We start from the raw sequence: 19,251 nt of genomic DNA on the forward strand, positions 1-19,251 counted from the left end.
CATCATGGCGGCGGTTCACAGTTTTGCCGCCGCCATAACTATTCCATTTGTCCCATTACTACAATCACTCCCACTACTCCCATAATCCCCATCCCCCAACAATGCCACTCACCCCTCGAACAACCCACGAGCTGCACACCGTGGAACTGATGATACGCCTGTATTGCCGCCATAAGGAGGGCAACAGGGAGCTGTGTCCTCAATGCCGCGAACTGCTTGAATATGCCTCATCGCGCCTTGCCCGTTGTCCGTTTCAGGACAACAAGCCGACATGCCGCCTGTGCAAGGTGCACTGCTACAAGCCCGAAAAGCGCGAGCAGATACGCCAAGTGATGCGCTATGCCGGTCCGCGCATGCTCTTATATTATCCGGCAGACGCCATAAAGCACATGGCAAGAGAGATTGCACTGAAGATGAAGCGTAAGGGCAAGTAACTTATACCTAAATATAATATGCCACATATTGCGATGCAAAAGGGCATCTTTTACAATGCAATATGTGGCCTTTTACAGCATAAAAGGATACCTTTTGCAAAAGGATATTGCGAAAGATCAAACTAAAAATAATTTTATCAGAAACTCATCACTCGTCACATCAGGTCTTAACTTTCTGAAAGACAACATATTAAGGCGTGATGAGTTGCGGTTTAAACTCATCACACGGCTGTAATTTCACGTAAAATTTGTGTTTGTAACATATATGCGAGCAGATTTACCTACGGATAGCCCCATCTTCACAATGTATGCACATTATTTCATGATAGCAGATGCTGCTCCATATTGCTCGCCCACCTCATTTCCACGGTTTACCTTCTTGCCATATCCAAACGTATATGTAACAGACAGGTTTAGACGCCGGTGAAAATTGTTGCCATTAACGAACTGCGTCTCTGAATAAAGAGGAGTCATCAGTTTGCTGGTTGAGCACAACCAGTCGTTGCGAAACATATTCATCGCACTGACGCGTATATTCCAACCCGAACGGCTCCATCCGGCAAGCATTTGATAAAAATCACGGTCTTCGTATATCACGCCCCGGTTTCCCTGCACAGTGAGGTTCTTTGTCTGATAAGATGCCTGGAAATAGAAGTTGCCAAGATAATATGTTGCAGAGGCACTGCAATAAAACGGCGAACGCCTGATGTCGAATAGTCCTGACATGCGATATAACGACACAGAAGGAGAGGCAGCCAACTGAAGGTTGCCGTTAAGCAGTTTATAATTAAACGACATGCCTATCTGTGTACGGTTATAGTCGCAATCTGTCTCAAAGGTTCTCAGCAGGGCTGTACCGCCGTTATATGGCTTATAAACAGGCACATAAAGATTGAACTCGCCGAAATACTGCACAAACGCCGAAGCCGAAAAAGCATTGACCGGCATCCAGTTGTACGACAGATTGAATGTAACCTGCCTAGAAAGTCCGAGATTGGGATTTCCAGTATAATACATCAGCTCGTTTTGCTGAAGCACATTAGGTGTCTTTTCACTTGCGCCCGGATAGTTTGCACCGAAATGAAAATATGTGCGGAACGAGTGTTTACGCGAGGGAGAGAAGCCTACTGACAGATTGATCAACGGATAAATTTCAGCAACCGAAAGGTCGTTTATTTTATTCCTTTCCCACTGAAAGGCTGCGTCGGCACTTATATTCCACACCTTATTCAGAAACTTATAGCCGAGGGCGGCACCTGAATAGGTATCAGAAAAATCATTGTCATAAGGAGATGTGCCGAAATAGCTTACCTGATTGGACGTGGAGCCAAACCAGGCGCGGAAGAAAGCCGTATGGCTGTCGGTAAATTTCTTGAAAAGCGTTGCACTGCCGCGAAACTGCCATACGTCTTCTTTTGAATTGTTCGCTATGGCCTCACTGCCCGGCAACGAGGTCTGATAGTTGTATGAATAATTGGTATGGCCGTAATTTATGCCGGGAGACACGCTGACATGAAAGTTGTGTGGCAGGATAAAATAATAATTTCCCGACCATACGAAATAACGGCTCACGTAGGGTTCGTTCTTCAAATAAGAATAGTCGGCATTATTCTGAGGAACAAACGACAATGTTCCGCCGGTCCGGGCCATCGCCGACTGGTCAAAATTAAAACCTATGGTGTTGGCTATCTGCATTTTGTCGGTATCGTAAACTGCACGGAAAGAAACAGGATACTGGTTATACTTGAAACGTGAATAGTCCAAGGCCTCGTTTCTTGTTGTCTGAAAAGCCTGACCATTTTCATCCTCAATACTGTAAATACCCTCAACAGAATTGCCGTAATGATTAATGTCGTGATTGGAGGTACCGGCATATAAATCGTATGTCATGCGTTTATACACAAACTTTGAATATACCGAAGCCCGGTTTGAAAGTCTGCCGGTAAGGAAATTTTCATTCAGAGTGGCCTTGGTATAACCTCCGTATTCATATTTCTGTACTATGAAATTAACGACATGCTCACTTCCCTGAAAACGCGGATCTGCGGGAAAGTCAAGATATTCAACTCTGCGTACATCTGAAGTCAAGATGCCTTCCATCTCTTCGGCCGACGCCGGAATATAGTTGATATATATAGCCACACTCTGCCCGCTTGTGGTAGTTACGGCATTGTCCATCAGATTAATGTTGATCTGAGGCAGTGCGAGCTGTTGTAGAAGGTCTATCGCATTTTGCGCTGACTGCCTCTGCTTCATCGTCGGAATGTATGTTGACGACATGGCATTGGTGTGCTGCATCTTGGCCTTGACCACCACTTCGTCAATTTCTTTTGTGCGTATGCTGTCTGAAGTTTGAGCCGTCATTTTTACAGGAAATGTGCATACTAGCCATAATGACAAAAATGCTCCCGGTAAATATGCGATATCATTTTTTACAAAATCTTTCATATTTATATTCATATATTGTTTTTATTTCCATTAAACCTGCTCAACCTGGATGAAAGCAGAATGTGATGAGTTGCAGCATCAACTCATCACATTGTAACATTCTGACATTCAACGTATTGAAACAGAATGTGACGAGTGATGAGTTTTTAACAAAAATATATTCTGTTTCAGCCGCCATTATGATAAACAGAATGGCGACTGCCGGGCATTTCCGTTTTTACCGGCACAGCTAAATGCCGTTAATTATTCTGTCGCGACACCTCTCCATTAGCCATTTGGGCGTACTCGTAGCTCCGCAAATGCCTATCGTGTCGATGCCTTCAATCCATTCACGCTTAATCTCGTCGGGGCCTTCAATAAGATGACTGTTGGGATTGACGCTCCTGCACTCGTTGAAGAGCACCTTGCCGTTGCTGCTCTTGCGGCCGCAGACAAAGAGAATGAGGTCGTGGCGCTTGGCAAACGAACTGATGTTTGGCATGCGGTTGGCCACCTGACGGCATATCGTGTCGAAGCTCCTGAATGTGGCTTCAGGCGAGATGTGCTCCTGGATATAGTCGATTATGCGGTGAAACTCGTCTAGCGACTTCGTTGTCTGCGAATATAGATATATGTCGCGGTTGAAGTCGAGCGCCTTTGCATCGTCTATTCCGGCTATGACGATGGCCTTGCTGTTGGTCTGTCCTACAAGTCCGAGCACCTCGGCGTGGCCCGGCTTGCCGAATATTACGATCTGCGCATCCGGATTAGAGTCGTATTCGCGCTTGATGCGCCGCTGCAGCTGCAGCACCACGGGACATGTAGCGTCTATTATCTCTATGTTGTTGCGGCGCGCTATCTCGTAAGTCTCGGGCGGTTCGCCGTGGGCACGCAGCAGCACCTTCACGTCGTGAAGAGCCTTCAGCTCGTCGTGGTTAATAGTTATAAGTCCCATGCTGCGCAGGCGTTCACACTCCATTCCGTTGTGCACAATGTCGCCCAGGCAGTATAACGTCTTTCCGGCCGCAAGCTCTTCTTCGGCCTTTCTTATGGCAGTGGTAACCCCGAAGCAGAATCCGCTGCCGTCATCGATTTCTATCTGTACCATCTTCTTGATGTTTCTTATAAAACAATCCCAAACCGTCATTAGAGCGCACATAGCATTATCCGTCTTGTGCATTCATGCTTTCAGCCCGTCTTTTTGTTTCTATCGGCAGATTTCCGTTAGATTTTTCTTGATATAACCAGCTATACCAGCAAAAAAATTAACGTAAATCAACTCAATATAAAGCAAAAATCAGAGCCTAATCATAATAACGATTTGGGATAATTCATGACCGGACTGAGCCGGTCATGAATAAAAACAAACAGGCATTCTGACCGTAATAATATATTCTTATAGCTCTATATTTGCCTGTCGCGGCATAAGTCTTACGGTCTTTCTGTGCCGAAATATGTGTCGAGCAGTTCTTTTGCTGCCACGAAGCTCGTCTTTGTTCCGGCCAGCACCGAGTCTTCTGACGCCTTCAGTTTCTGCTGTATGAGCGGATTGTTATAGAAGCTGCCGCGCAGATGCTCGTTTATGGTTTCATACATCCAATATTTGCTCTGCTCGTTACGGCGGTAATTGAAGTAGCCGTTGTGCTTAACAAAGTCGACATACTGATAAACCATGTCCCACACTTCCTTTACGCCTGTGCCGTAGAAGCCGCTGTAGCAGAGCACCTTGGGCTGCCAGCCACTGTCTGATGGCGGGAAGAAATGCAGGGCGTTGCGGAAGTTGGTGGCGGCAATGTGGCACTTATCCACATTGTTACCGTCACACTTGTTGATAACTATGCCGTCGGCTATTTCCATGATGCCTCGCTTTATGCCCTGAAGCTCGTCGCCCGTGCCGGCCAGCTGAATGAGCAGGAAGAAGTCAACCATAGAGTGACATGCCGTCTCGCTCTGCCCTACGCCCACCGTCTCGACAAATATCTTGTCGTATCCGGCAGCCTCACACAGTATGATAGTCTCGCGGGTCTTGCGCGCCACGCCTCCCAGCGAGCCTGCCGTAGGACTAGGACGTATGAAGGCTTCTTCACGCAAAGAGAGTTTTTCCATACGGGTCTTGTCGCCAAGAATACTTCCCTTGGAGCGTTCAGAACTGGGGTCGATGGCCAAGACGGCCAGCTTGCCGCCAAAACGGTCGAGCACATGCACGCCAAACTGGTCGATAGAGGTACTCTTTCCGGCACCCGGCACACCGCTGATGCCTATGCGCAGCGACTTGCCGCTGTAGGGCAGGCACTTCTCGATAACCTCCTGAGCCTTCTGCTGGTGGTCGGGATTAACACTCTCTATCAGCGTAACGGCCTGGCTGAGCACCGTAACGTTGCCTTTAAGGATGCCTTCCACCATCTCGCCCACTGTATACTCACGGCGCCTGTAGCGTGCGCGGTTAAGATATGGATTCACTGTTGAAGGCTGCTCTACTCCGGAATTAACCGTAAGCCCCTTATACTCACTGCTGTTTTCTGGATGTTCCATAACAATATTATTTCACTTTTACATGTATAACAACCTTTGGTTTTGCCGGGTCGTTGGTTATCATCAGCACACGCGGCTTGCTCCTTGCGCTCTTCAGCTGCTTCTTGTAAGCCGTGATCTTCAGTTTTGCCGATTCGCCCGGACGCAGCTTCGACTTGTTCAGCTTCACCTTCAGACCTGTTGTGAACATCTGCATTGAACGTATGTCGAGCCTGCTCTTTCCGTTATTTTCAATGATTATCGTTCCGCTCTTGTCGTCCTTGTCGCCGAACGTGCCGAGATCGAGAGTCTCTGACGACAGCTTTATCACCGGTGCATTGTGCTTCTGTGTCTCCGACATGTTTCTGAATCCGGGGAGCAGAACGGCCGAAACCGATATTTCCTTGTCGGCGCTGACCTTGTCGCCGGGATACATTCCGAGATATACCGACGACTGCGTAAGTCCGTAATCACGCAGCTTCAGCGAGTTGAGGGTTATCGTTGCCACGCCGGTGTGTCCAGGAGCAATGGTTGTAGGCGACACTGACGCCGTAAGGTAATCAGGCAGGTGCATCACAACCGGACTGACGCTTTCAGATCCGCTGTTGATGATGTGTATCTTCTGTATAGGCATGTCGCCCACGTTGACATCATCAAACTCGATGTTGTTGTTGTCTGTCCTCACGCTGCCGATAGTGTAGTCATATTTTCCGGTGAAGTCGATAAGTTTGTCAACCACCACTCCCTTCATCTTCAGATAGAAGGGCTTGTCGGAAGCATTGCTGTAAACGGCCACTTCCTTTTCAAAATGTCCGAGCTGACGTGCATCATAAGTAACCTCAACCGTAAAGTTGTCGCCCTTCATGATGCTGCCGCGCGGATAGCTCGCAATGGCACATCCGCAACTCGTCCTAACTGTGTCGATTATCAGTTCGTTGCCCTTGTTGCGCAATTCAAACTTCGCCGTGACGGGCTGTTCATAAAGAACGCTTCCGCAGTCGATAACCTCGTGCTTGGCAGATATGCGCTGTGCCGCCATGTCGAAGGCAAAGGCGGCAACCAGAGCTGTCAGTATTATTTTTCTTTTCATAATTCAATTCTCTTTCAATCATTCAATAACAATAACCTTAGACACTGCGCGTCCTGAATATTCAGGCGAGTAAGCACACTGCACGGTGCATGTACCTGTCTCGTAAGTGCCTTCACGGTCAACATAATATTCTGTCTCTATAACGTGCGTTCCCTTGCTGAAACGGTCGAAATAATAGTTCGTAACGTTGTCTTTCGGCGTGCAGTAATATCCGCCGGCGTATCCGCTGAGCTGTCTGAGCGGCTCCATGCAGGCGGCACGCTTGTCGCTCACCTGAACAAAGTCGTAATCGCGGTCGGCTACTATGGTTATGCGCACCTTAATGCGTGAGCCTACTTTCAGACTTGCGGGCGTAGTGCCGTCGGCAGAAAGTATTTCTCTTGTAACCTTGAAACCCGATGAAGCGGCATCTATATCAGAAACCTTGCATACTGACTGAGCATAAACGGCGCCCCATGATGTGCCTTCAGATGTCTTGCTTACGGTCAGCTTGCCGGGGTTGGCAACGCTTGTTGCCGACTTGACGTAACCCAGACCTGCGGTGGCAGGCGACATGTCGAGCTTCTTGCCGTCGAGCGTTATCTCTGCCTTCTCGCCCTTGTTGAGCACCGACATGTTGTCGCTTAAGAATGCATAAACGGCATTTGCGCTGTTGACCGGTGTGTTCCAGCCCTGCACTCTCTTCTGCTGCAGCAGCCATTGTCTCATCTCGTCGATTTCTGCCGAATAGCCACTGGCGTCAACAAGCTTCATTGCCTCTATTGCTGCAACCTGTGTAGGTATGCGGTAATCGAACCAGTTATAACCTGCGCGCGGCGAGTCGTAATAACGGCCCATAGTCTCTGTCTTAACCGAATATTCCTCAAGACTCTTCAGGTATTCACCTGCGAGCTTGCTCTCGCCGTTCTTTGACAATACAACAGCCATGAGAGCCTTGCCGTAAAGGTTAAGTGAAGTGTTCTTTGTCTTAAGATATCCGAGCAGATAGTCTGCCGCAGAACGTTCTGCCGACGTAAGTTGTCTGTCGCCAAGGGCGCAGATATACAGATACTGCAGTGCCGAGTAGTCGCGTATTCCGTATGCGTTGCCTTTCTTTTCGGCCTCCTTTATCTTCTCAACTTCATCCACAACGACGCGTCCGAGATAAGTCATTGCCTTGTCGAGCATGCCTTTTGTCTCGTTCTGAACGCCTATCATTGTGTTCAGACGGGTAAGCAGCTCAGCAATGCTTGCCGTCAGCGACGGTGAGCCGTAAGGCATACCCTGCCACCACGACCAAGAGCCGTCGGCCTGATTCTGCAGCTTTTGCAGTTTGCCGAGCATCAAGCTAATGTTGTTGTTGAGCGAAGAGCTGTCGAAATAGTTGGCAAGGAGACGTTTCTGCTCAGCCTCATTGTCGGCATCTGCCACCCAAGGTGTCTCGTTGAGCACGATGTCCTTAAGTTCCTGATTCTTCTCCAGACTGCTCAACAGACTTGTCTGTTCTGCCTCACGCTTCCACTGTTCGAACGTTGTCTTAGCCTGCGGAGCGTTCTTCAGGATGTAGTTGCTTATGCTGTTGGCATAATATGCCGTGGCTAGACTTATGGCGTTGTTGTCGCTGGCGGTGCCTATATAAGGCAAAGCCTGAAGCACGAGCCATGCAGGATTGTTGGTGTATTCAACAGTCAGCTTGTTGTTTCTGCCGCCCTTAGCGAACAGGTTGCCAAGGTCTATCGTCTTCTGGCCGGGCTGCGTCTGTGTGAACGGCACCGTATTGGTTACAAGTTCCTCGTCAGCCAGTACCGGAAGATAGTGCTGCTCGCCGTCGCTGAAGTTGCGTCCGTTTGCAAATATCTTGCACACAAGCATTGAGCTGTTGGCGTCAGGGCAATATTCGAACGATACGGCTGTTGTCTGTCCGGCAGCAACCTTGAACGACTTTTTCTGCTCAAACACCGTTTTGTCTGTCTCAGGATCTACGAGCTGCATAACAGCCGTACCCTCTGCACTCTTCTCTGAAGTGTTGAATATTCTTGCTGCTATCGAAGCACGGTCGCCTACACGTACAAAGCGCGGCATGTTGGGCTGCACCATAACGGTCTTGCGCGCAACGGTTTCACCTTCAATGAGTCCGTAGTTTACGTCCTTGTCGTGAGCAAGTCCCATAAACTTCCATGTTGTTATGCTTTCGGGCAGAGTAAACTTAACGCTCACGTTGCCTTTGTCGTCTGACTGAAGTGCGGGATAGAAGAACGCCGTCTCGTTAAGGTTCTCGCGCAACTGAACGTTGTCTGCAGAACGGCCCTGAGCAGAACCGTTGTCGGCTGTTACAGGAGGCTCTGCAAGTTCTTCCTTGCTCTTAACCGAAGCAGATTCGCTCTCGCCGGCCGACATGGCTGAATCGGAAGCCACAGCCTGCTTCTTAACTGCGCTGCCGGCAAGACTTAGTCTCAGACCTCCATTAGCCCCGTAGCCTCTCAACATTATATTTGACACGAAGAAATTATCAATGTCAAACCTGTTCATATCGAAGTCGTCCACATCGAGCAGTTTGATGTCGGCCGCACTTGAGAAGTGCAGACCATTCTGATATACAGAACGCCACTGAGTGTAAGGCTCACTGATGGCCATGTCATTGTAGAACCACCAGCTGAACGGAGTTATCTGGTTGAGCGAGCTGTCATAAAGCGTAGCCATGAGCTGTGCCTTGGCAGCAGTGCCGTCGGGTCTTGTTATGTTGAGCGTCCACTCTTCGCTCTGTCCCGGAGTAAGTCTGTCGCGGAAAGTGGTCCACTTCAGCATCAGTCGTCTGTCGGGAACAGGACGTGTGATATACACGCTGTGATTATAGTCCTTGCCGTCTTTCACCCATACGAGGTTTATCTTCAGGCCGTCGCCATACTCTTCTTTATATGTCAGAGCGCGTGTTGACAGCTGGTTGCTAAGGTCTGTTGCGCCGTCGGCAATTACCTTATCGCCTGAAATGACGGTGTAAAGGATATGTGTGTCGGCATCAGACGAGCCTACCTGCAGATAAACCGGACTGCCGTCTGACGGGAATTTGGTGTCTGAAAGATAGAACCAGTCGTGTGTTTCAACACAAGGCTTAGTGTCGTTGAGGCTGAACACGACAAAATCCTGCTTCAGCGTGTCTGTGCCGCAGATAGCCACGAGCTTGTGACGGCCCGACTTTAGCTGCGACGCCGTGTTCCATGTGATGCTCTCGTCGCGGTTGGTTCTCGCCTTGAAGGCATTGAACGAGCCGTCGATGTAATATCTAACGTTGTCGTCGATGTCAACACCGGCCATATTCTTGTATACAAACTTTATTGTCTTCAGACTGTCGCGGAGTATGCGTCCGGGCAAAGTGGTGCTCAGCGCGGCGGGCTTATTGCCCAAAGGCAGCGCCAGCTGTCCGCTGCGAGTCTCGCCTGCCTGGTCGGTAACTTCGGCATCAGCGGTTATTGTATAGAAGCGTGCAATGCTGTTGAACGTGCGTTCGTCAATGCCGCCGTCGGTATCTGCCCATGCGGGGAGCACCATAGGCATCTCTATCTTGAAAGCTCCGTCAGCATCGGTAACGGCCTCGCCCTTTACGAGCACGTCGGTTCCGGAACCGTTAGTGTAAGCCGATGCATAATAGCGCCACCACAGCGACTGGCTGCGCTTAACCGTGTAGCTGACCTTTGCGCCCTGAACCGGCACGCCGGCATAGGTCTTTGCATGAGCCGTAACCACAAGCGTGTCGCCACTCTGATATCTCTGGTTGATCTTGGGGAACTCTACCTGGAATGTAGGACGCTTGTATTCTTCCACCGTGATGTTTACAGAAGCATTGATGCCGAAGTCGCCCTGTATGGTGTAGCGGCCCGTAAGTCCGCCCGAAGGCAGCGCAAAGTCGGTGCTGGCCGTACCATATTCGTCGGTGGTTACAGTGGCCTCGCTCACCACCTTATAGTTAGCGTCTCTCATGGTGAGCTTGAATGACCTGCCTGCAACGACCTTACTTTCCATGCCTTTCTGAGTGTTATATGCCACGGCTGCCACATGAACAGTCTGTCCCGGACGGTAAATCTTACGGTCGGTAAATATGTTCAGCACGTCGCGGTCGCCCTTCTGGGCATAATAAGAGAAGCTGCTCCATGTGCCAAGCATAGGCGCCGCCTTGTCTCTCTCAGTGTAAGCGCGCAGCATTCTGATGCCGTCGCCGCCCATGCTGAACACGGCTTCGCCCTTATCATTGCATGTAAGGGTATGCGTCTTCTTGCCGTTTGTCTGCACGACGATGGTTGCGCCGGGCATAGGCTGGCCGGTTGTAGCACTAAGAGCTGCAAGGCGCAGCTTGTTGCCGGGCAGCTGATGATGCACCACGAACATGTCTGTTACATACAGCAGGCGCCTCTGCGGCTCAAGATTCTTATTGTCTGAAGAAACTTCAACCATATAAACGCCTACCGGCATGCCGGCAAGCACGATCGAGTCTTTGATTATCTTGTATTCAGGCTGACCGGGATAGCGCTTCGTCTGCACGTTCTCTGTCAGCGGAACAATCTTCTTGCGAAGTTCCTTATATCCGTCATCCTGCGAAGGATTAAGCTCTGTGTCGCCGTCAACGGCCAGACGCGCCACCTTAACCTTAATCTCACTGACATTACGCAGATTCATTTTTATGACGTTGCTCTTATAAGGCAACACCACATTATTGGTGAGACTGATTACAAACTGCGGATTTGTCAGCCTTTTAAGTTCGTTGCGCAGCACGTTCATACGCGGCCATTCGCCCCAGCGGTTAACGGCGTTATTGATGTAAGCCACCAGGTCGTCGGCGTTAACGTCATTGCAGTTCTGCATAAAATTATAGCGTTCAACGGCCACTTCGCCACAAGCATTGAGGTCAGAATATATGTTTATGAGCGAATCGAGCGACACGGCATAGCGCGACTTCTTTAATTCGCGGAAATAGATGCCGCCGTTGCGCTGATTGTTCTGCCTGACCATAGCCAGGGCCGTCAGCAACGTGGCTGTGCGGTTCTGCGTGGTTGCATAGTAAGAATGCATTGTGGCATAGTCTTCTGCCGTATATCCGATAAGACTCAGAAGGTCGTCGTTGAAGTATTTGCCGTCGCGTCCCTTTACAACAAACGGCTCATAGCAGAGTGCCTTCTTTGATGCGAGCAACGCAGGGTCGGCCAGCGACTTGCGGAAAAACTCGGCAGCCTTGGCCGAATTGTCTATTCCGACAGCGGCATACGGACTAAAATTGCGGTAAGAGCTGTATATCTTGCCCAGTGCCGCATAATAGACAGCCGACAGAGCGCCGTCTGACTTGCTGCATGCTTCGGCCTTGTCTTCAAGCCGGGCAAGCCTTGAAGGAAGCGAGTCGGGCGAGATAGAATACCAAACCGACGCCATGCACGTCTCTGCCTTAAGCAGATGGCCATAGTCGCCGCCGGCCTCAGCCTTGCCGGCAATGGTCTGCAGCAGTTGTATCTGTGTCTTCGGCAGGTCTTTATTTGCTGCCTCGTCTACCTGTTTCCATAATTTCGAATAGCTGTCGCCAAACATTGCAGCCGGCACCAGCATAAAAGCCGTAAGTAAAAGGAAAGCGGTTTTTCTCATAATCAACAAAGTTTTTATTCTTAATACAACACGGCATCAACGTCCGCAGGGCTGCATGATGCATGCTTTGTGCCCCTGCTGCGGCGTCTGCCGCCGATGTTTCCTATATTTCTACAAAGGTAACTAATTAATCGTAGCTGACAAAACGATTTAATGTTTTTTGCCGTTTAACTTTCAAAAACTAAAACCTGATTATTGTCGAAGATTACGCATTGGGCACTGATAAATTAACTTTATTTACCAATACAGAAGTTTTAAGCAGCGAGATTTTAACACGCCGGAAGCCGGCATTATAGGAATAACGTCAGCGCAGATATGCCGTTTTATCATGCAGACGAAGCCTCTGCAAGGCAAGAAACATGTAAACAGGATGCAAAAGCTATGCTTTCAGGATGCGAAATGCTGTATATTGGAGCGCAAAACATGGCCTTTTGCATGACAAAAAACAGTTGTTTTAAGTGCAAAAAGCAATGATTTATGGCCTTTCAGGAGTATTTACGGGATACAGAAAAAGAACTTTTAAATCTCAATCAGACATAAACCCCTGATTATCAACAATATACTAGAACAATCGAAAAATGCGAGTTTTTTATACGGAAACGGCATTTCGGCCGTAAGATTGCAAAAAGTGAGATAAATATGTTAACGCAAAAGCACTTGCGTTAACATATTTTTACTTGTCATTTTACTGCTGGCAGTATAACAACAACGGTATGCCGACACAGCAGAAGAGATGCTATTTGACAGGAAGAGCAAGCAACTGATACATCAGCGTTGCCGCCATGCGCTCCTGCCCTTCGGTTGAAGGATGCAGGCGGTCGGTGGCCTTGTCGTGGAAATAAGGCAGCTGAGCCTCAACCATCGGGTTAAGTCCGATGACCGAATTGAGGTCAATCACAGGAACGCCCCACACGTTTCCGGCTTCCTTTACAGCCTCAACATAAGCGTCGAAATACTCTACACAGATGTTCTGCCAGCTCTCGTCGGGCTGTATGTTGGTGTCGCCGAATGTGGCGTAAGCCCTGTGCAAGGGTGTCAGCAGCACAATCTGCTTGTCGGGGAAGAGCGTCTTCAGCTTGCTTATGCCTATGTTTATGCGGCCTTTAAAGGTGTCGCCGGTCATCACCGGGGTGCGTTTTTTGCGCTTATACACCTGCTTCTTGCCATGCACGGCAGCAGTAACGGTGTCTTCAGTTTCAACGTACCATTCGCCGACGGGCACTCCGGCGTTGAAGTCGTTTGTACCCATGAACACCACTACGGCGTCAACCTCATTGCCATGTTCCTTGCTGAGCTTCTCTGCCTGACGCGGAACGTCGTCCCACTGGCGGCCGCTTATGCCGTAGACATAAGGCGTTATGCCGAGCCACTGCTGCAGATATGCCCAGTATTTCTGCCTGATATCATTGCTGTTGTTCTTCGGGTCGGTAATCGAGTCGCCGATATACCCCACCTTTTTGCCTGCCCACGGATGACGCACATATCCGCTCTTAACGGCAGTGTTGTCGTTCAATACAGTCTGACACGAAGCCTCAGGCGCCATGCACGCCATAAAAGCAAGAGACAATAAAAAAAATTTGTTCATTTCAATTAGTTTGTTAATCGGCCGTAAAGGTAACAAAAGTTATCCGTAACAACAAGACTTATCCTGACAAATAGAGCCAAACGGCACATATAACGGCAACGGACAGCTCCGCCACGCCACATCTGAGGCAGCAGCGCTGACAAGTATTAAGAAATATTATCCTTTCATTTTAGGCAGTTTCTCATTTTCTTATTGTATATTTGCAATGTGGTTGCACGCACAGGCATGATGCCGTTCTGCAGCGCAACAGGCAACAGCGCAGATGCGTCAGCCGCCACAAGAAAAGCAAAACAATTAAACACTGCGAGATATGAATATTGGAGACAAGGCGCCCGAAATACTCGGGCACGACGAAAACGGCAACGAGATAAGGCTCAGCGACTTCAAAGGCCGCAAGCTGGTGCTATATTTCTATCCTAAAGACCTTACGTCGGGATGCACCACCGAGGCGTGCAACCTGCGCGACAACTACACAAAGCTGAAGGAACTCGGCTACGAGGTGATTGGCGCAAGCGTGGACGACGGCAAGCAGCATCTTAAGTTCATAGCAAAGAACGAACTGCCGTTCCACCTCATTGCCGACACAGAGAAGACTCTCGGCGAGCAGTTTGGCGTGTGGGGCGAGAAGAAGATGTACGGCCGCACCTACATGGGCACCTTCCGCACCACCTTCATCATTGACGAGAACGGCGTGATTGAGCGCATAATCTCGCCAAAGGAGATCAAGGTGAAGAACCACGCCGAACAGATTATCGGAGAACAGAAATAACATAAAAGATAACAGCCGCCACAACGCCCCCGCTACAGCAAGGGGGCGCAAGCGGCAAAACCCTATTAACCCTAAACATAAAACTCATGATTAACCGACAACTTCTGCACCCGGAGAGCATCGTCGTAATCGGCGGCTCAAACAACGTTCACAAACCCGGAGGCGCCATCGTGCGCAACATTATCAACGGAGGCTACAAGGGCGTTCTGCGCATTGTCAACCCGAAAGAAGACGAAGTGCAAGGCGTAAAGGCATTTCACGACATAAGCGAACTGCCGCCCACCGACCTGGCTATTCTCGTAATACCATCGCACATGTGCCCCGAAACAGTAGACCGCCTGGCTGAAGACAAAGGCGTAAAGGCCTTCATAATAATATCTGCAGGCTTCGGCGAGGAGACAAAAGAGGGAGCAAAGCTCGAACAACACATACTCGACACCTGCGAACGCCACGGAGCAGCACTCATAGGACCTAACTGTATCGGTCTGCTCAACTCATGGCATCACAGCGTGTTCACCAAACCAATACCTACACTGCACGAAAAAGGCGTCGACTTCATCAGCGGTTCGGGCGCAACGGCAGTGTTTATCCTCGAGTCGGCCGTAACAAAGGGCCTGCCATTCAACTCTGTATGGAGCATCGGCAACGGCAAGCAGATCGGCATCGAGGACGTGCTGCAATACATGGACGAGAACTTCGACCCGGAGAAAGACTCACACGTCAAGCTGCTCTACATCGAGAACGTGAGCAATCCTGACAAGCTTCTCTTCCACGCCTCATCGCTCATACGCAAGGGATGCCGCATAGCAGCCATCAAGGCCGGCAGCAGCGAGAGCGGAAGCCGTGCCGCATCATCGCACACAGGAGCCATTGCCAGCAGCGACTCAGCCGTAGAGGCACTGTTCCGCAAGGCGGGCATCGTGCGCTGTTTCTCAAGAGAGGAACTCACAACCGTGGGCTGTATCTTCACACTTCCGCCGCTCACAGGCCGCAACTTTGCCATCGTAACCCACGCAGGAGGCCCCGGCGTGATGCTTACCGACGCGCTGTCTAAAGGCGGACTCAACGTTCCGAAGATTGAAGGTCCCGACGCCGACGAGCTGAAGAGCCTGCTCTTCCCCGGAGCATCAGTGGCTAACCCCATAGACATCCTTGCAACCGGAACACCCGAGCATCTGGGCATAGCCATCGACTACTGCGAAAACAAGTTTAAGGACATCGACGCCATATTCGTAATCTTCGGCACACCGGGCCTCGTCCAGCTGTATGAGGCTTACGACGTGCTGCACAAGAAGATTCTGGAGTGCAAGAAGCCTATATTCCCCATCCTGCCTTGTCTGCACACAGCAGGACCGGAAGTGGCAGAGTTCCTGAAGAAGGGACACGTAAACTTCAGCGACGAGGTTACGCTCGCAACAGCCCTCACGCAGATTATGAAGACGCCAAAGCCGGCATCGCCCGAGATAGAACTCTTCGGCGTTGACATCCCGAGGATAAGAGAGATTATTGCAGGCATCAAGGAAGACGGATACATCGCCCCCGAACTGGTGCATCAGATATTCGAGTGCGCAGGCATACCTATGGTGCCCGAAATGGTGAGCGACTCTAAAGGCGAGCTTACTGCATTTGCCGACAAGGTAGGCTATCCGGTAGTGGCAAAGGTCGTAGGCCCTGTACACAAGAGCGACGTGGGCGGCGTTGCGCTCAACATAATGAGTGCGGAACATCTCGAAATGGAGTTCGACCGCATGATGAAGATTGAAGGCGCAAAGGCAATCATGGTGCAGAAGATGATCAAAGGCAAGGAACTGTTTATCGGAGCCAAATACGAACCGCGCTTCGGCCACATCGTATTGTGCGGACTCGGCGGCATCTTCGTCGAGGTGCTGAAGGACGTTTCAAGCGGACTTGCTCCTCTGTCTTATGACGAGGCCTACTCAATGATACGCTCTCTGCGCGCATACAAGATAATAAAGGGTACGCGCGGACAGAAAGGTCTCAACGAGCAGAAGTATGCAGAGATTATCGTGCGCCTGTCAACACTTCTGAGGTTTACCACCGAAATAAAGGAGCTCGACATCAACCCGCTGCTGGCCGACGAAGACAACGTTACGGCAGTAGACGCCAGAATACGTATTGAAAAATAACAATAACAAACCTTCGGGCGGCGTCGGCAGATGCCGCCCGACGTTCATTAAATGCCCCTGGCATAAAACTTATATTTAAAGGAAATGAAGATACTCGTAATAGAAGACAACGCCGACCTGAGAGACATCATTGTACGCTCGCTCGAAAAAGAGTACTACGTGGTGGAGACAGCCCCCGACTACGCTACGGCTCACACCAAGCTGTTTATTTATGAATACGACTGCATACTGCTGGACATTATGCTGCCTGACGGCAACGGCCTTAACCTGATGAGAGAACTGGCAGAACGCGGCAAGCGCAAGAACGTCATCATAATATCGGCAAAGGATTCTATCGACGACAAGGTGGCCGGACTCGAACTCGGCGCCGACGACTATCTGGCTAAGCCCTTCCATCTGGCTGAGCTGCACGCACGCATCAGGAGCGTGATGAGACGCCACACACAGAACGGCGAGAACAACATAAAGTTCGGCAACGTGACTATCCATCCCGACACATTCAAGGTGGAGGTGAACGGACAGGACATCGACCTCGGACGAAAGGAGTATGAAATTCTTCACTATCTTGTCAACCGGGCAAACCGCCTGATAGAGAAGCAGACGCTGGCCGAAGGCGTGTGGGGCGACGACATCGACCAGGCCGACAACTTCGACTTCATATATGCACAGATAAAAAACCTGCGCAAAAAGCTGAAGACGGCTGGCGCCGACATCGAGATAAAGACGATATACGGTTTCGGATATAAGCTCATTAAGGTATGAAGCTGCAGAACGTCCTAACCTTCAGACTGTCGGTGCTAAAGGCCATAGGCATTGCCCTGTGGGCCGTAGGCTTCTATTTTGCGATAATAAAAGAAATCAACAACAAGACCGACGACAGTCTGACGAGCTATGCCGAAGCGCTCATAACCGACTATCTGGCAGGAGTGCCCCTGCCCGACACCCACAACGGCGCAGGCAACAACTACTATATACACACCGTGTCGGACGAGTATGCCGAGAGCCACTCGCACATAAGATACCGCGACATGGAGACGTATGTGCCCAACGACAACAAGTTTGAACAGACAAGGGCCGTAACGTATATCTTCAAGTCGAACGACGACAAGTATCATGAGCTTACGGTGTTCACGCCAACGATAGACAAGCAGAACCTGAAGAACTCTATATTCATCTGGCTTGTGGTGCTGTATTTCGGTCTGCTCACAGGCATGATAATCGTCAACCTGTGGACCATCAGGCACAGCATGAAGCCGCTGAAAAGGCTCTTCGGATGGCTCGACACGTATAAGCTCGGCAAGAACATAAAGCCGCTGGAGAACGACACGAGGATAACCGAATTCAGAAAGCTCAACGAAACGGTGATGAGGAGCATTGAGCGAAACGAGAAGCAATATGAACAGCAGAAGCTCTTCATAGCCAACGCGTCGCACGAGATGCAGACGCCGCTGGCCGTATGCCGCAACAGGCTCGAGATGCTGCTCGACGAAGAAGGACTTACGGAGAACCAGATGGCGGAGATAATAAAGACGCTGCACACACTGAAAGAGCTGACGGAGACCAACCGCTCGCTGCTGCTTCTGTGCAAGATAGACAACGGACAGTTTGCCGCACACGGATCTGTAAGCCTTAAGGAGGTTACGGCGCATGCCGTAAACAATCTTAAACCGGTATACTCGCGCATGAAGATAACCGTCAGCAACATGTGCGAAGAGGCTCCCGTGGCAGACATGGACGAGCAGCTGGCCAACGTGCTGATGACCAACCTCGTGAAGAATGCCTTTGTGCATAACATAGAAGGGGGCGAGATAAACATCACGTCGGACAGTTCACACATAAAGATAGAGAACACCGGACAGCCCGAGCGGCTTGACAGCGACAAGATATTTGAACGCTTCTATCATTCAGCCGGCAAGAAATCGTCAACCGGACTGGGACTTGCCATCGTAAAGGCCATCTGCTCGCAGTACGGCATGGAGATAACCTACAGCTTCAGCAACGGAAAACATGCGTTCGAAATAAGGAAAAGCAAAAATTAGTTAAAAACCTGATTCCGAACCGTTTTTTCAGATTCTTTTCAGAAACCCCTTGCATCTTTGCATCAAACAAAAGAACAAACAATGATTACAAACCCTAAAAAAAAGAAGATTATGAAAAGAATTATCCAGACATGTGTAGTTGCATTAGTTTGCATGATAGCGTTCCAGGTTAAAGCTGTTGCCGACAACGACAAGCCAATAGCAGTAAGTCAGCTTCCGGCTGTTTCGCAGCAGGTGATAAAGAGTCACTTCGCAGGCAAGAAGGTGGCTATGGCAAAGCAGGAGACAGGACTGCTAGACAAGAACTACGAGGTGGTGTTCACAAGCGGCGAGAAGGTGGAGTTTGACAAGAAAGGCAACTGGAAAGAGATTGACTGCAAGCTCTCAGCCGTGCCGGCAAAGCTCATCCCCGCAAAAATAGCAAGCTACCTGAAATCCAACTATCCGGGAGTAAAGGTGCTGAAGCTTGAAAAGGGCAACAACGAATATGAGGTTAATCTGGCCAACGGCATGGAGATAACCTTCAACAAGAACTTCGTTGTCATAGACATCGACTAAATAAAACTGACATGACAATAAAGCATCTGATGCCTGCAATGACAAAACCGGCGCTATAGCAGCCAAAAGGCGTCAGAACTGCAAAAAGCT

12 protein-coding genes are annotated in these 19,251 nt (G+C 49.8%); 6 read left to right on the forward strand and 6 right to left on the reverse strand.

Going from position 1 to position 19,251, the window contains the following annotated elements; genetic code table 11:
• The first annotated feature begins 101 nt into the window (after positions 1-101).
• Positions 102-434, forward strand: coding sequence for a nitrous oxide-stimulated promoter family protein (locus QVO66_RS02890; protein ID WP_021853895.1), 333 nt, complete (start codon positions 102-104; stop codon positions 432-434).
• Between the two features lie 315 nt (positions 435-749).
• On the opposite strand, the gene QVO66_RS02895 is transcribed toward QVO66_RS02890, so the two are convergent.
• The 6 genes from QVO66_RS02895 to QVO66_RS02920 all read right to left on the reverse strand — a co-directional run bounded on the left by QVO66_RS02895 (position 750) and on the right by QVO66_RS02920 (position 13,606).
• Positions 750-2,882: a hypothetical protein gene (locus tag QVO66_RS02895; protein WP_288172492.1), complete on the reverse strand. Its 2,133-nt coding sequence runs from the start codon at positions 2,880-2,882 to the stop codon at positions 750-752.
• Positions 2,883-3,111: 229 nt separating this feature from the next.
• Complete coding sequence (locus QVO66_RS02900) at positions 3,112-3,969, reverse strand: 4-hydroxy-3-methylbut-2-enyl diphosphate reductase (protein ID WP_053397517.1); 858 nt, start codon at positions 3,967-3,969, stop codon at positions 3,112-3,114.
• Positions 3,970-4,292: 323 nt separating this feature from the next.
• Positions 4,293-5,393 (reverse strand): methylmalonyl Co-A mutase-associated GTPase MeaB, encoded by a 1,101-nt coding sequence (meaB, locus tag QVO66_RS02905; RefSeq protein ID WP_021853899.1) that lies wholly within the window; start codon positions 5,391-5,393, stop codon positions 4,293-4,295.
• A gap of 7 nt (positions 5,394-5,400) precedes the next feature.
• Positions 5,401-6,462, reverse strand: coding sequence for a DUF1573 domain-containing protein (locus QVO66_RS02910; protein ID WP_021853900.1), 1,062 nt, complete (start codon positions 6,460-6,462; stop codon positions 5,401-5,403).
• 18 nt (positions 6,463-6,480) lie between these two features.
• A complete protein-coding gene (locus tag QVO66_RS02915) occupies positions 6,481-12,063 on the reverse strand; it encodes an alpha-2-macroglobulin family protein (protein ID WP_021853901.1) in 5,583 nt (1,860 codons plus the stop codon).
• 736 nt (positions 12,064-12,799) lie between these two features.
• Positions 12,800-13,606: an SGNH/GDSL hydrolase family protein gene (locus QVO66_RS02920; RefSeq protein ID WP_288172505.1), complete on the reverse strand. Its 807-nt coding sequence runs from the start codon at positions 13,604-13,606 to the stop codon at positions 12,800-12,802.
• A 352-nt stretch (positions 13,607-13,958) separates the two neighbouring features.
• Here QVO66_RS02920 and bcp point away from each other — a divergent pair, with 352 nt between their 5' ends.
• The 5 genes from bcp (at position 13,959) to QVO66_RS02945 (ending at position 19,161) form a co-directional block, all read left to right on the forward strand.
• Complete coding sequence (gene bcp, locus QVO66_RS02925; protein ID WP_021853903.1) at positions 13,959-14,417, forward strand: thioredoxin-dependent thiol peroxidase; 459 nt, start codon at positions 13,959-13,961, stop codon at positions 14,415-14,417.
• Between the two features lie 86 nt (positions 14,418-14,503).
• Complete coding sequence (locus QVO66_RS02930) at positions 14,504-16,564, forward strand: acetate--CoA ligase family protein (RefSeq protein ID WP_021853904.1); 2,061 nt, start codon at positions 14,504-14,506, stop codon at positions 16,562-16,564.
• An 84-nt stretch (positions 16,565-16,648) separates the two neighbouring features.
• The gene (locus QVO66_RS02935; protein ID WP_021853905.1) at positions 16,649-17,326 is read left to right on the forward strand and encodes a response regulator transcription factor; all 678 of its coding nucleotides are present in this window, start codon (positions 16,649-16,651) and stop codon (positions 17,324-17,326) included.
• Positions 17,323-18,603: a type IX secretion system histidine kinase PorY gene (locus tag QVO66_RS02940; RefSeq protein ID WP_021853906.1), complete on the forward strand. Its 1,281-nt coding sequence runs from the start codon at positions 17,323-17,325 to the stop codon at positions 18,601-18,603. The genes QVO66_RS02935 and QVO66_RS02940 overlap by 4 nt, the downstream gene beginning before the upstream one ends.
• Positions 18,604-18,714: 111 nt before the next feature.
• Positions 18,715-19,161 (forward strand): PepSY-like domain-containing protein, encoded by a 447-nt coding sequence (locus QVO66_RS02945; protein WP_053397454.1) that lies wholly within the window; start codon positions 18,715-18,717, stop codon positions 19,159-19,161.
• The last annotated feature ends 90 nt before the right edge of the window (positions 19,162-19,251 follow it).

The organism is Prevotella sp. CAG:255 (assembly GCF_000431195.1).
Lineage (GTDB): Bacteria > Bacteroidota > Bacteroidia > Bacteroidales > Bacteroidaceae > Prevotella > Prevotella rara.